Raw genomic sequence first — 12,812 nt, 5'->3', positions numbered from 1 at the left:
CGTCGAGCTGGTCGGCGTCCAGCACCACCACGCCCACATCGCCTCCTGCCTGGCCGACAACGGCGAGACGGGCCCGGTGATCGGCGTGGCCCTCGACGGCCCCGGCCACGGCCTCGACGGCACACTGTGGGGCGGCGAGTTCCTGCGCGCCGACCTGACCTCCTGCCACCGGCTCGGCCACCTGGCCCTGGTCCCGATGCCCGGCGGCGCCGCCGCGCTCCGCCAGCCGTGGCGCATGGCCGCCGCCTACCTGCGCGACGAGCACCCCGGCCTGGACGTCGTCCGCCGCAACGCCGCCCACTGGCCCGACGTGCTCGCCCGGACCCGCACCGGGCTGGGCGCGCCCATGACCTCCAGCGCCGGGCCGCTGTTCGACGCCGTCTCGGCGCTGCTCGGCATCCGGGACGCCGTCACCTACGAGGGGCAGGCGGCCGCCGAGCTCGAACAGCGCGCCGACCCGGCCGAGAGCGGCTCGTACCCGGCGACCATCACCGAGGGCGACCTGCTCGTCGTGCACGCCGCCGACCTCGTCCGGGCCGCCGCCGCCGACGTCGCGGCCGGGGTGGCCACCGGCTCGATCGCGGGCCGCTTCCACAACGGCGTGGCCGACGCCGTCGTGCGGTGCTGCGTCATGCTCAGGGACGGCACCGGCCTGAACACCGTGGCGCTGTCGGGCTCGGTGCTGCAGAACGCGCTGCTGCTCGAACGGGCCGTCGAGCGCCTGCGCGGGGCCGGGTTCCGGGTGCTCACCCACACCCGGGTGCCGCCCGGCGACGGCGGCCTCAGCCTCGGCCAGGCCGCCGTGGCCGCCGCCCGCGACCGGTCCGCGTGACATGCGGCCGGGCGCGCCCGCCGGGTGCCGGGGAACGCCGCCCGGCCCGTCCTAGCATGGCGATCATGCATTTCTTCAACCCCGGCCGCACGCCCTACGCCGAACGCGACCGTGAGCTGATCGGTGTGGAGCACGCCCGGCTCGCCCGCGCCCATTTCGCCCGGCACCCGGCCTACCGGCCCACGCCCGTGCACACCCTGACCGATCTGGCCGGGGCGGGCACCGTGCACGTCAAGGACGAGAGCGGCCGCATGGGCCTGGGCAGCTTCAAGGCGCTCGGCGGGGCCTACGCCGTGCACCGGCTGTCCGAACGCGACGGCGGCGGCACCACGTACGTCTGCGCCAGCGCCGGCAACCACGGCATCTCGGTCGCGGCCGGGGCCAGGGAGCTCGGCGCGCACTGCGTCGTCTACCTCAGCGAGCAGGTGCCCGAGCCGTTCGCGCACCGGCTGCGCGCCCTGGACGCCGAGGTCCGCCGCGAGGGCGGCGACTACGACGCCAGCCTGGCCGCCGCCCTGCACGCCTCCCAGGAGCACGGCTGGCGCCTGGTCGCCGACACCTCCTGGGAGGGCTACGACGACATCCCCCTGGACGTGATGCGCGGCTACACCGTCCTGTTCGACGAGATCGAGATCCCGCCCACCCACGTGTTCGTGCAGGCCGGGGTGGGCGGGCTGGCCGCCGCCGCGGCCGGGTACACGCGCGACCGCTGGGGCGAGCAGCCGAGGATCGTCGTGGTCGAGCCCGATGGCGCGCCCTGCCTGCTGGAGAGCGCCCGCGCGGGACGGCCGGTGCACGCGACCGGTTCGCCCACGCGCCTGGGCAGGCTCGACTGCCTGGAACCGTCCCTGATCGCCTTCGACCTGCTGAGCCGCCAGGCCGACCTGTTCGTCACCGTGGCCGACGAGCAGGCCGCCGAGGCCGCCGCGCTGCTGGCCGAGCACGGGGTGGCGCTGTCGGAGTGCGGCGCGGCGGGGGCCGCCGGGCTGCTCGCCCTCGACCCGGGCACCCGCGAGGCGATCGCGCTCGGCCCGTCCGCACGCGTGTTGCTGGTGGGAACAGAGGGACCCGTGGAACCAAAGTGATCAGCGGGTCGTCAAAAGGGCGTGCATCAAGCTAACCGGCCAAAGCATGCTCGGGGAGACGGCCGGTTGGCCGAGCTCGACCTGCTGCGCTTCCTCGCCGCCCTGGCGGTCGTCGCCTTCCACTACCTGGTGGCCTTCGCCTCGGTCTGGGGGGCCAGGCCCGCCGCGCTGTTCCCCGCGCTGGCGCCCTTCGCCGGGCTGGGCATCCTCGGCGTCGAGCTGTTCTTCGTCATCAGCGGGTTCGTCATCCTCATGACCGTGTGGGGGCGGGGGCTCGGGGCGTTCGCCCGGTCGCGGCTGGTGCGGCTCTACCCGGCGTACTGGCTGAGCCTGGGCGCGGTGGCGGCCCTGTACGGGCTGACCGGAGCCACCGCGCTGGACCCAAAACTTTCACCAGGGCAGTACCTGGTGAACGCCACCATGTTCCAGCGGCTGTTCAAGGTGGCCGACGCCAGCGGCGTCTACTGGTCGCTCTGGGCCGAGCTGCGCTTCTACCTGCTGATCGCGATCCTGGTGATCGCCGGCGTCACGTACGGGCGCGTTTTGGTCTTCTCGGGCGTCTGGCTGGCCGCCGCGCTGGCCGCCAGGTTCGTGGAGAACGATCTGCTGAAGGAGATCGTCATGCCCGACTACGCCCCCTATTTCGTCGCCGGCATGGCCCTGTATCTCATCCACCAGAACCGCAAGGCCCTGCTCCCGTGGCTGTACGTCGCCGCCGGATACGCCATGGCCATTCCCGCCGCGCTGGGCCGCGTGCACCGCCGCATCGACGCCGCCGGGTTCAAGAACATGCCCGTCACCGACACCAGCGTGATCGTCACCCTCACCCTGATCTTCGCCGCCATGGCCCTGGTCGCCCTCGGCCTGATCCGCCTCAAACCCTCCAGGACGCTCACCGCGCTGGGCGCCACCACTTACCCGCTTTACCTCTTCCATGGGGTCGTCGCGGCGGCGCTCATCCCGCTGCTCACCGGCGACCTGCCCCCCTGGACGGTGGCCCTGGTCACGACGCTGGTCGCCGTCGTGCTGTCGTATCTGATCTACTCCTTTGCCGAACGGCCGATCCAGCGACTCCTCAAGCCCCGCAGATCACCGCAAACCACAACAAGCTCCGCCGTACAGATTCAGAAGGCGTCGGTGCCATAACTCTGTGGCCTCGGGGCACTGTGAAGGGCATAGGCTCGGGCATATAAACGGCGGATAGGCAGATCCGGACGAACAGAGGGTGTTGCATGACGGTGCGTCGGGTGATGGGCATCGAGACCGAATACGGCATCTCCGTACCAGGTCAGCCAGGCGCCAACGCGATGGTGACCTCCTCCCAGGTCGTGAACGCCTACCTGGCCGCCTCGGCGGCCCGCGCGCGCAGAGCGCGATGGGACTTCGAGGAGGAGAACCCGCTGCGCGACGCGCGCGGCTTCGACCTGGCCCGCGAGGTCGCCGATCCCAGCCAGCTCACCGACGAGGACCTCGGGCTGGCCAACGTCATCCTCACCAACGGGGCCAGGCTCTACGTCGACCACGCCCACCCGGAGTACTCCTCGCCGGAGTGCACCAACCCGCGGGCCGCGGTCATCTGGGACAAGGCCGGCGAGCGCGTGATGTACGACGCGGCCACCCGCGCCTCGGCGATCCCGTCCAACGCGCCGATCCAGCTCTACAAGAACAACACCGACGCCAAGGGCGCCTCCTACGGCTGCCACGAGAACTACCTGATGCGGCGGGCCACGCCGTTCGCCGACATCGTCCGGCACCTGACGCCGTTCTTCGTCTCGCGGCAGGTCGTCACCGGCGCGGGCAAGGTCGGCATCGGCCAGGACTCCCGCGGCGAGGGCTTCCAGATCAGCCAGCGCGCCGACTTCTTCGAGGTCGAGGTGGGCCTGGAGACCACGCTCAAGCGGCCCATCATCAACACCCGCGACGAGCCGCACGCCGACCCCGAGAAGTACCGCCGGCTGCACGTGATCATCGGCGACGCCAACATGTCGGAGATCTCCACCTATCTCAAGCTCGGCTCCACCGCGCTCGTCCTGGCCATGATCGAAGAGGGCTTCCTGACCCGCGACCTGGCCGTGGAGAACCCCGTCCAGTCGCTGCGGGCGGTCAGCCACGACCCGACCTGCCGCTACGAGATCCCGATGCGCGACGGCCGCAGGCTCACCGCCGTGCAGCTCCAGATGGAGTACCTGGAGCAGGCCCGCAAGTACGTCGAGGAACGCGGCACCGCCCAGGACGAGATGAACAAGGACGTCCTCGACCGCTGGGAGTCCGTGCTCACGCGCCTGGCCGAGGACCCGATGCAGCTCTCGCGCGAGCTCGACTGGGTCGCCAAGCTGGAGCTGCTGGAGGGCTACCGCACCCGCGACAGCCTGCCCTGGTCCCACCCGCGGCTGCAGCTCGTCGACCTCCAGTACTCCGACATCCGCCCCGACCGCGGCCTGTACAACCGGCTCGTGGCGCGCGGGCGCATGCAGCGCCTGATCAGCGAGGAGGAGGTCGAGCGCGCGATCGAGCTGCCGCCGACCGACACCCGCGCCTACTTCCGCGGGCGCTGCCTGAGCCAGTACAGCGAGTCGGTGGCCGCCGCCTCCTGGGACTCGGTGATCTTCGACATCCCCGGCCGGGAGTCCCTGCAGCGCGTGCCCACACTCGAACCGCTGCGCGGCACCAAGGCCCACGTCGGCGAGCTCTTCGACCGCTGCCGCACCGCGGCGGAGCTGGTCGCGGCGCTGACCGGCACCGGGGAGTAGCCGGGGCCCCGGGCCGTCCCGGGGCTCACAGCAGGCCGATGCCGAGCGTCAGCGTGCCCGCGGCCAGCGACGCGCCGCCCACCGCGGTCAGCCAGATCAGCCGGTTCGGCTTGGTGTCGCGCGGACGCAGCACCGACAGGAAGAAGCCCAGCGGCATCAGGATGGGCGCGGCCACGATGAGCGTGCGCGTCAGCGCCTTCACGCCTTCGGACAGGCTCGCCTGGTCCACGTACACCATCGCGACCAGGCTGAACAGCACCAGGACGCCCGCGTGCGCGTGCCCGGCCCGCCACAGGCCCCTGCGGACGGGGTTGTCCAGATAGCCCGGCTCGTTGCGCATGAGGAAACGCAGCAGCGTCACGCCGCCGAACGCGACGCCGGGGACTGTGATGAGGAGCACACCTGCCGTGTGCAGCGACGAAGGCGACATGTCGGGATCTCCTTGTGTAGAGGTGGATCCATTATTGGATAGGAGTGCTATCCAGTCAAGCCGCCAAGATCGCAGGGTGTTCGACGCGAAATGTCGTCCGGTTCGGGGAAGATATGCCTTAGAGGCAGTCCCCCAAGCGGAGGTAGGACATGGCAACCAAGGACACCGGCGGGCAGAAGCAGACCGGCCGGCGTGAGGCCGAAGTTGAGGAGACCGAGGCCTCGGCGGCGCCGGACGTGCAGGAGCGACAGGAGAAGCTCACTGACGATGTCGACGCGATCCTGGACGAAATCGACGAGGTACTCGAAGAGAACGCAGAGGAATTCGTGCGTTCCTATGTGCAAAAGGGTGGCGAGTAGGGCCAATAGGGCCTTGTCCTCACCGCTCTGACCATGGGGAAGGAGGAGCCCCGGCCGATGCGGCCGGGGCTCACTCCTCTGGCACTCAGCCAGGAGTTCGGTCGGGCGCCGTGTAGTCGACCGCCACGCCGAGCAGCCGGACCGGGCGGTCCAGGTCGAAGCGGCCCAGCGCGGCGAGCGCCGCCTCGGTCAGCGCGCCGGCGTCGGCCGTGGGCTCGGGGAGCGTGCACTGCCGGGTACGGGTCAGGAACGGGGTGAAGCGCACCTTGACCGTCACCCGCGCGCAGAGACGCCCCGCCGCCACGGCGTCGCGGGCGACCTGCCCGGCGAGGTCGGCCACCTGGCCGGCGACGGCCTCCCGATCGGTGAGGTCACGGGGAAAGGTGATCTCGCGGCTGTGACCGCGGGCCACCCAGGGAGTGGTGTCCACCTCGGCCTCGCCCCTGCCGAGGGCCAGGTAGTGGAACCAGGGGCCGTTCACCGGGCCGAAGGCCCGGGCCAGCTCGGCGGGGTCGGCGGCGGCCAGGTCGGCGACCGTGCGCAGGCCGAGCCCGGCGAGCTTCTTCGCCGTCCGGGCGCCGATGCCCCACAGCGCGTCGGTCGGCCGGTCGTTCATCACCTCGGCCCAGTTCTCGCCGGTCAGGCGGTAGACGCCGGCCGGTTTGGCGAAGGCCGAGGCGAGCTTGGCCTGGTGCTTGTTGTCGCCGATGCCGACCGAGCAGCTCAGCGTGGTGCGGTCGAGCACGACCCGCCGCAGGTCGGCCGCCAGCGCCTCGGGGTCGTCGGTCGTGGCGCCGACGAACGCCTCGTCCCAGCCCCAGACCTCCACCAGCACCGGCAGCTCGCGCAGGGCGGCCATGACGCGCTCGGAGGCGGCCTCGTAGGCGGGCGGGTCGCTGGGCAGGAAGACGGCGTAGGGGCAGCGCCGCAGCGCGGTGCGCAGCGGCATGCCGGAGTGCACGCCGTGCGCGCGGGCCTCGTAGGTGGCGGTCGCGGCGACCGTGCGCGGCTGGGCGGGGTCGCCGGAACCCCCCACGACGACGGGCCTGCCGCGCAGCTCGGGATGGCGCAGCAGCTCGACGGCGGCGATGAACTGGTCGAGGTCGACGTGCAGGATCCAGGACCTGGCCATGAGTCCAGTATGCGAGGCGGGCCGCCCCGGGGTCACAGCAGCCGGTCGTCGCGGTAGACCAGGGCGCGGCGCGGCACGGCCCAGCGGGCGGCGCCGAGCGGCGGCTCCTCGCCCTCCGGCACGACGGCCTGGATGAGCGCGTCCGGCGACTCCAGGGTGATGAGGGTGTGGGTGCCCATGTTCTCCAGGACGGAGACCACGCCGGGGAAGGCGTCGGGGCGCTCGGCGGGGGACAGGTCCATGTACTCCGGGCGCACGCCGTACGTCACGGGGGCGTCGTCGTCCGGGGTCAGGCCGTCGGGCAGGGGGCGCAGGGCGCCGGCCACCTTGAGCCCGGAGCCGGTGACCTGGGCGGGCAGCAGGTTCATCGGGGTGGAGCCGATGAAGGAGGCCACGAACGTGGTGGCCGGCCGGTGGAAGATCTCCGCCGGGGTGCCGACCTGGATCATCGAGCCCCTGGACATGACGGCGATGCGGTCGGCCAGCGCGAGCGCCTCGGCCTGGTCGTGGGTGACGAACACGGTGGTGACGGCCAGCTCCCGCTGCAGCCGCTTGAGGAAGGTGCGCGCCTCCAGGCGCAGGCGGGCGTCGAGGTTGGACAGCGGCTCGTCGAACAGGAACGCGGCCGGATGGCAGGCGATCGCGCGGGCCAGCGCCACCCGCTGCTGCTGGCCGCCGGACAGCTCGGACGGACGCCGCAGCAGCAGCTCGGTGAGGCTGAGCCGGGCCGCGACCTCGGCCGCCTTCTCCGTCCGGCGGGCGCGGGGGACCTTCCTGATGCGCAGCGGGTAGGCGATGTTGGCGGTGACGTCCATGTGGGGGAAGATCGCGTAGTCCTGGAAGACCATGGCGACGTCGCGCTCGCCCGGCGGCAGCGCGGTGACGTCCTTGCCGTTGATGGCGACGGTCCCGGAAGTGGGGGTCTCCAGGCCGGCGATGCTGCGCAGGAGGGTGGTCTTGCCGCAGCCGGAGGGGCCGAGCAGGGCGAAGAACTCGCCGTCCTCGACGGTGAGGGCGAGGTCGTCGAGCGCGCGCACGCCCCCGGGGAACACCTTGGTCAGGCCGTGCAGGGAGATCAACGCTTGATTCCTCCGTGGAAGCGGAAACCGTACCGCTGGGAGACGAACAGGTACATCAGCACCACCGGCAGGGAGTACAGCAGCGAGAAGGCGGAGATGAGGTCGAGCCGGGGCGCGCCGCCCTCGGTGTAGAGCGTGTAGAGGATGATCGAGCCGGGCGCCTTCTCGGGGTCGCGCAGCAGGATGAACTGGAACAGGAACCCGCCCCACACGCTGGCCAGCGCCCACACGGCGATGGTGGCCAGCCCCGGCCGGACGAGCGGGACCACGATGTGCCGCAGGATCTGCAGCGACGAGGCGCCGAAGACCCGGGCCGACTCCTCGTAGGAGGTGGGCGTCTCGTCCATGAAGTCCTTCAGGATGAAGATCGCGGCGGGCAGCAGACCGGCCGAGACCACGAGGACGACGCCGAGATGGGTGTCGATGAGGCCGAGCCGGGTGGCCAGCTCGAAGATCGGCACCATCGCCGCGGTGCCGGTGACCACGGACGACAGCAGCAGGAGCAGGTAGAGCAGCACGTCGCGGCCGGGCAGCCGCACCCGCGACAGGGCGTAGGCGGCCAGCGCCGACAGGACGACGACCAGCACCGCCGCCCCGCCCCCCTGGATGAGCGAGTTGCGGATCGAGCCCAGCGCGTACGGGTTGTCCAGGACGGCGGCGAAGTTGCGCAACGTGAACTCGGGGATCGACGTGGTGATCGTCGGCGTGTCGTCGAAGGGCGCGCTGGCCAGCCAGAGCATGGGCAGCGCGAAGAAGGCCAGGACGACGGCGACGAACACGGTGGCGGCCAGCCGTCCGAGCGTGTGGCGGATCATGCGGGCGGTCCTCCGGCGGCGGCGACCTCCCGCGTGCGGCGACGTCCGCGCAGCAACCGCAGGTAGGCCAGGGCGAAGACGAGGTTGATCAGCAGGATGAGGAAGGAGATGGCGGCGCCCACGCCGAGCTGCCCGTCCTGGAGGGCGACGCGGTAGACGTACACGGGCAGGATCTCCGAGCGGCCCTCGGGCCCGCCGCCGGTCAGCACGAACGGCGTGAAGTCGTTGAACGTCCACAGGCTGATCAGCAGCAGGTTCGTCAGGACGTGCCGCCTGATGGCGGGCAGCACCACGTCGCGCAGCTGCTGCGGCACGCTCGCGCCGGCCAGCCGGGCGGTCTCCAGGTGCGAGGGCGGCACGTTCTCCAGGGCGGCCGAGTAGAGCATCATCGAGAACGCGGTGCCGCGCCACACGTTGAAGACGATGATCGACAGCAGCGGGTAGTCCAGCAGCCAGGCGAACCCGGGCGTGTGCAGCAGGGCGTTGAGCGTGCCGTCGTCGCGGTCGAGCAGCGCGAACCACAACATGCCGACCACGGTGCTGGGCAGGATCCACGACAGCAGCACCGCGCCCTCGACGACCCGGCGCAGCGGGCCGGTGCGCGAGCGCAGGATCCAGGCCAGGGCGAAGCCCAGCCCGGCCTGCCCGACGACGGCCGAGCCGCCGACGTACAGCAGGGTGAGCCACAGCGAGGACAGGAATCGGGGGTCGGCGAGTGCGGCGGTGTAGTTGTCCAGTCCGACGACCTGGGGGTCGGCGGCGGCCAGGCCGGTCAGCCGGTAGTCGGTCAGGCCGAGGTAGATGGTCCACAGGGCAGGGAAGAGCAGGAAGACGCCGATCAGGACCAGGGCGGGCAGGACGAACGCGACCGCCCCGCCCCGGCCCAGTCCGGCGGCGTCAGCCGCCGACGTTGGCCGCGCCACCGACCAGTCCCTCCAGCTTGCTCCGGTACGCCGCGGCCGCCTCTTCAGCGCTCTTCCCGGCCACCACGGCCGCGGTGGCCTCCTGCAGGGCGGTGGAGACCTGCGGGTAGACGGCCAGGCCCGGCCGGTAGGCGGTGATGGGCAGCACCTCGTCGGCGACGAACTTGAGCATGGGGTCGGCGCTCAGCACCTCTTCGTTGACGTCGGTGCGGGCGCTGACGCGGGCCTGCCCGGCCAGCTGCGACTTGGTCGCGGCGGCCGAGTGCATGAAGGCCAGCAGCTCCCAGGCCGCCTTGGGGTTCTTGGAGAAGGGGTTGAGCACGCGGACCGCCCCGCCGGACATGCTGACGAAGTCCTGGCCGCGGATGCCGCCGCCGGGCTGCCTGGCCGGGATCTTGGCGTAGCCGACGACCTGGTCGCGGTCGGGCATAGGGGCGACCCCGGCCTTGGGCTCGATGACCGAGCGCCAGAAGTAGTCGCTCTCGGCCAGGATGGCGATCTTGCCGGCGGCGAACTGCGCGAAGGACTTGTCGCGGCCCTTGGCCTCCTGCTGGAGCTTGGGGTCGCCGAGCCCGCTGCCACCGTAGACCTGCTGGTAGAAGCCGAGGACGTCCTTGACGGCCTGGGAGGCGCCGGTCCACTTGCCCGAGGCGTAGATCTCCGCCCCGGCGCCGGCCAGCAACGGCAGCACGCCCTGCATGGTGGTGGCCTCGCCCATGGCGGTGCCGGCGTCGATCTGGAGGGGCGTGGGCACCCCGGCGGCCTTGAGCTTGACGCCGGCGTCGATGATCTGCTGCCAGCTGGTCGGCTGCCAGGTCTCGGGCAGCCCGGCCTTCCTGAACAGCGCCTTGTTGTAGTACAGCACGCGGCCGTCGGTGCCCTGGGGCAGGCCGTACTTCTTGCCGTCGAAGATGCCGAGGCCCTGGACGGCCTGCGGGATCTGCGACCAGCCCTCCCACTGCTCGACGCCGGCGCCGCCGACCTCGGTGAGCGGCTTGATGTATCCGGCCTGGGCGAACTCGCCGACCCAGATGCCGTCGAGGTCGATGACGTCGGCCCCGGTCCTGGACTTGAGGTCGAGGGCGATCTTGGTCTTGTACTGCTCGTCGTCCACGCCGTTGCCCTGGAAGAGCACCTTGACGTTCTGATGGGTCTTCTCGAACTCGGGGATGACCCACTTCTTGATCCAGGCGGCGGACTCGGAGTTCTTGCCGCCCTCGATGGAGTTGGCGGTGATGGTGAGGGTGATGCTGCCCCCGGACTGGGTGCCGGAGCCGCAGGAGGTGAGGGCCAGGACGGCTGCGGCCGCGACGAGCGCGGGCCGGCTGGGAAGTCGCAAGTCGGCCTCCTGTTCAGGACGTGCAGACATACCGACAATCGCACGGGGTGTGGCGGGCGTAAAGAAACGATCTGATGAACGGTTCGCCGTGAGCTGATCGTGGGAAGTGCAGACAGCAACGCAACATGAGTAGGGTCGGCCTAGAGACACTGATGTTGGGAGGGAGTCGCGTGGCACCGAACAGGGATCTGCCCGTCGGCCTGGTGGACCAGCTTTTCCGAAACTCAGGGAACTCCTCGTTCACCGAGTTCGTCGGCTCTTACGCGCCCGAGTTGCTGCCGCAGCGTCACCAGGCGCTGGCCACTCCGATCGGCGACCAGGTCCCGCACGCGACCACGATCGTGGCCGCCACCTTCGCCGGCGGCGTGGTGATGGCGGGCGACCGGCGGGCCACGTCGGGGAACATCATCTCGCAGCGTGACATCGAGAAGGTGTTCCGCTCCGACGACTACTCGTGCATGGGCATCGCGGGCACGGCCAGCACCGGCATCGAGATGGCCCGCCTCTACCGCGTGGAGCTGGAGCACTACGAGAAGATGGAGGGCCGCACGCTCTCGGTGGCGGGCAAGGCCAACCGCCTGGCCACCATGATCCGCGGCAACCTCGGCATGGCGATGCAGGGCCTGGTGGTGGTGCCGCTGTTCGCGGCCTACGACCCCGACCGCGACGAGGGCCGCATCTTCAGCTACGACGTGGCGGGCGGCCCCTACGAGCGCGACCGGTACGACGCCATCGGCTCCGGCTCGATCTTCGCCCGCGGCTCGCTGAAGAAGCTCTACCGCGACGGCGCCTCGGCCGACGACATGGTGATGACGGTGATCCAGGCCCTCTACGACGCGGCCGACGACGACTCGGCGACCGGCGGGCCCGACGTGTCGAGGAAGATCTGGCCGATCGTGTCGGTGATCGACGCCGACGGCTTCCGCAGGCTGACCGACCAGCAGGTGGCCGCCAAGGTCGAACAGATGCTGGAGGCGCGGATGATCTCGCCCGACGGCCCCATCGCCCCGCTGCGCTAGAAAGGACCACTGCCCGTGTCCATGCCTTTTGGATATGCGTCCCCTGAGCAGATCATGCGGGACAAGGCCGACTACGCGCGCAAGGGCATCGCGCGGGGCCGGTCGGTCGTCGTGTTGCAGTACGTCGACGGCATCCTGTTCGTGGCGCCCAACCCGTCGCGGGCGCTGCACAAGATCAGCGAGATCTACGACCGCATCGGGTTCGCCGCCGTCGGCCGCTACAACGAGTTCGAGGAGCTGCGCCTCGGCGGCATCCGCTACGCCGACATCAACGGCTACACCTACGACCGCTCCGACGTGACCGGCCGCGGGCTGGCCAACCTCTACGCCTCCAACCTGGGCCGCATCTTCACCGAGTCGATCAAGTCGCTGGAGGTGGAGGTCGTCGTCGCCGAGGTCGGCGACACGCCCGACGGCGACGCCATCTACCGGCTGACCTTCGACGGCTCGGTGTTCGACGAGCACGGCTTCGCGGCCATGGGCGGCCAGGCCGACGCCGTGGCCGGGCGGCTGAAGGAGCGCTACCGCGAGTCGATGTCGCTGGCCGACGCCCTTGAGGTGGCGCTGGCCGCGCTCACCGAGCCGGGCGGCGAGCGGCCGCCGGTCACCCAGCTGGAGGTCGCGGTGCTCGACCGCAACCGCGAGCACCGCAAGTTCCTGCGGCTGACGGGCGCGCGGCTGGAGCGCCTGCTCGCCCAGACGACGACGTCCGCCGCGCAGCCCGCCACCCCGCCCGAGGCCCCGCCGACCGGGCCCGCCGCGGAGTCGTCCGAGACGGCGCCTGAGACCCCGCCCGCCACGCCGCCCGCCGCGCCGCCGACCGGTCCGCCCACGGGCCCCGAAGGCGACGTCGACGACGGCTCCGGGCCGCTCTGAGCCTTCGAAGACCGCAGGGAAGGGGCGAGGGCCGCCATGACGGCTCTCGCCCCTTCCCTTGAGCTCACCGCCCGCGCCAGGGCTCTCGACCTCTCCGACAGAAACGCCGGCTCCTACCAGACGTCCGCGGCGAACGTCTACGGGCCGAACGGCGGCATCCCGTGCGGCCGTGG

At 71.3% G+C, this 12,812-nt stretch carries 13 protein-coding genes; 7 read left to right on the top strand and 6 right to left on the bottom strand.

Going from position 1 to position 12,812, the window contains the following annotated elements; genetic code table 11:
* From ACWCSD_RS34785 to dop, 4 genes are all read left to right on the top strand, one after another.
* Window positions 1-832: Kae1-like domain-containing protein (locus ACWCSD_RS34785; protein WP_449921323.1), on the top strand; the 832-nt coding region annotated here is incomplete at its 5' end.
* 65 nt (window positions 833-897) lie between these two features.
* Window positions 898-1,917, top strand: coding sequence for a pyridoxal-phosphate dependent enzyme (locus tag ACWCSD_RS34780; RefSeq protein WP_397158721.1), 1,020 nt, complete (start codon window positions 898-900; stop codon window positions 1,915-1,917).
* A 66-nt stretch (window positions 1,918-1,983) separates the two neighbouring features.
* Window positions 1,984-3,063: an acyltransferase family protein gene (locus tag ACWCSD_RS34775; RefSeq protein ID WP_449921320.1), complete on the top strand. Its 1,080-nt coding sequence runs from the start codon at window positions 1,984-1,986 to the stop codon at window positions 3,061-3,063.
* An 86-nt stretch (window positions 3,064-3,149) separates the two neighbouring features.
* On the top strand, window positions 3,150-4,667 hold the full coding sequence (gene dop, locus ACWCSD_RS34770; protein WP_358299020.1) for a depupylase/deamidase Dop: 1,518 nt from the start codon (window positions 3,150-3,152) through the stop codon (window positions 4,665-4,667).
* Window positions 4,668-4,692: 25 nt separating this feature from the next.
* On the opposite strand, the gene ACWCSD_RS34765 is transcribed toward dop, so the two are convergent.
* Window positions 4,693-5,097 (bottom strand): hypothetical protein, encoded by a 405-nt coding sequence (locus tag ACWCSD_RS34765; protein ID WP_352327589.1) that lies wholly within the window; start codon window positions 5,095-5,097, stop codon window positions 4,693-4,695.
* Window positions 5,098-5,246: 149 nt separating this feature from the next.
* Here ACWCSD_RS34765 and ACWCSD_RS34760 point away from each other — a divergent pair, with 149 nt between their 5' ends.
* Window positions 5,247-5,456: a ubiquitin-like protein Pup gene (locus tag ACWCSD_RS34760; RefSeq protein ID WP_132622197.1), complete on the top strand. Its 210-nt coding sequence runs from the start codon at window positions 5,247-5,249 to the stop codon at window positions 5,454-5,456.
* 85 nt (window positions 5,457-5,541) lie between these two features.
* Here ACWCSD_RS34760 and ACWCSD_RS34755 read toward each other — a convergent pair whose 3' ends face one another.
* Genes ACWCSD_RS34755 through ACWCSD_RS34735 form a run of 5 tightly spaced genes read right to left on the bottom strand, consistent with a single transcriptional unit; the run spans window position 5,542 to window position 10,744 of the window.
* The gene (locus ACWCSD_RS34755; RefSeq protein WP_449921315.1) at window positions 5,542-6,588 is read right to left on the bottom strand and encodes a DNA polymerase IV; all 1,047 of its coding nucleotides are present in this window, start codon (window positions 6,586-6,588) and stop codon (window positions 5,542-5,544) included.
* A 32-nt stretch (window positions 6,589-6,620) separates the two neighbouring features.
* Entirely contained in the window at window positions 6,621-7,667 is a 1,047-nt protein-coding gene (locus ACWCSD_RS34750; protein WP_397158714.1) for an ABC transporter ATP-binding protein, read from the bottom strand.
* A complete protein-coding gene (locus ACWCSD_RS34745; RefSeq protein WP_352364067.1) occupies window positions 7,664-8,482 on the bottom strand; it encodes a carbohydrate ABC transporter permease in 819 nt (272 codons plus the stop codon). The genes ACWCSD_RS34750 and ACWCSD_RS34745 overlap by 4 nt, the downstream gene beginning before the upstream one ends.
* Complete coding sequence (locus ACWCSD_RS34740; RefSeq protein ID WP_397158712.1) at window positions 8,479-9,405, bottom strand: carbohydrate ABC transporter permease; 927 nt, start codon at window positions 9,403-9,405, stop codon at window positions 8,479-8,481. The genes ACWCSD_RS34745 and ACWCSD_RS34740 overlap by 4 nt, the downstream gene beginning before the upstream one ends.
* Entirely contained in the window at window positions 9,380-10,744 is a 1,365-nt protein-coding gene (locus tag ACWCSD_RS34735) for an extracellular solute-binding protein (protein WP_397158710.1), read from the bottom strand. The genes ACWCSD_RS34740 and ACWCSD_RS34735 overlap by 26 nt, the downstream gene beginning before the upstream one ends.
* A gap of 170 nt (window positions 10,745-10,914) precedes the next feature.
* On the opposite strand from ACWCSD_RS34735, the gene prcB reads away from it, so the two are divergent.
* Window positions 10,915-11,763, top strand: coding sequence for a proteasome subunit beta (gene prcB / locus ACWCSD_RS34730; protein WP_352364073.1), 849 nt, complete (start codon window positions 10,915-10,917; stop codon window positions 11,761-11,763).
* Window positions 11,764-11,784: 21 nt separating this feature from the next.
* Window positions 11,785-12,639, top strand: a complete 855-nt coding sequence (prcA, locus tag ACWCSD_RS34725; RefSeq protein WP_397158705.1) for a proteasome subunit alpha — start codon at window positions 11,785-11,787, stop codon at window positions 12,637-12,639.
* Window positions 12,640-12,812 lie beyond the last annotated feature (173 nt).

It is taken from the genome of Nonomuraea sp. NPDC001684, from assembly GCF_053596515.1.
The sequence above is the reverse complement of the archived record's forward strand: the minus strand, read 5'-3'. Positions and strand labels throughout refer to the sequence as shown.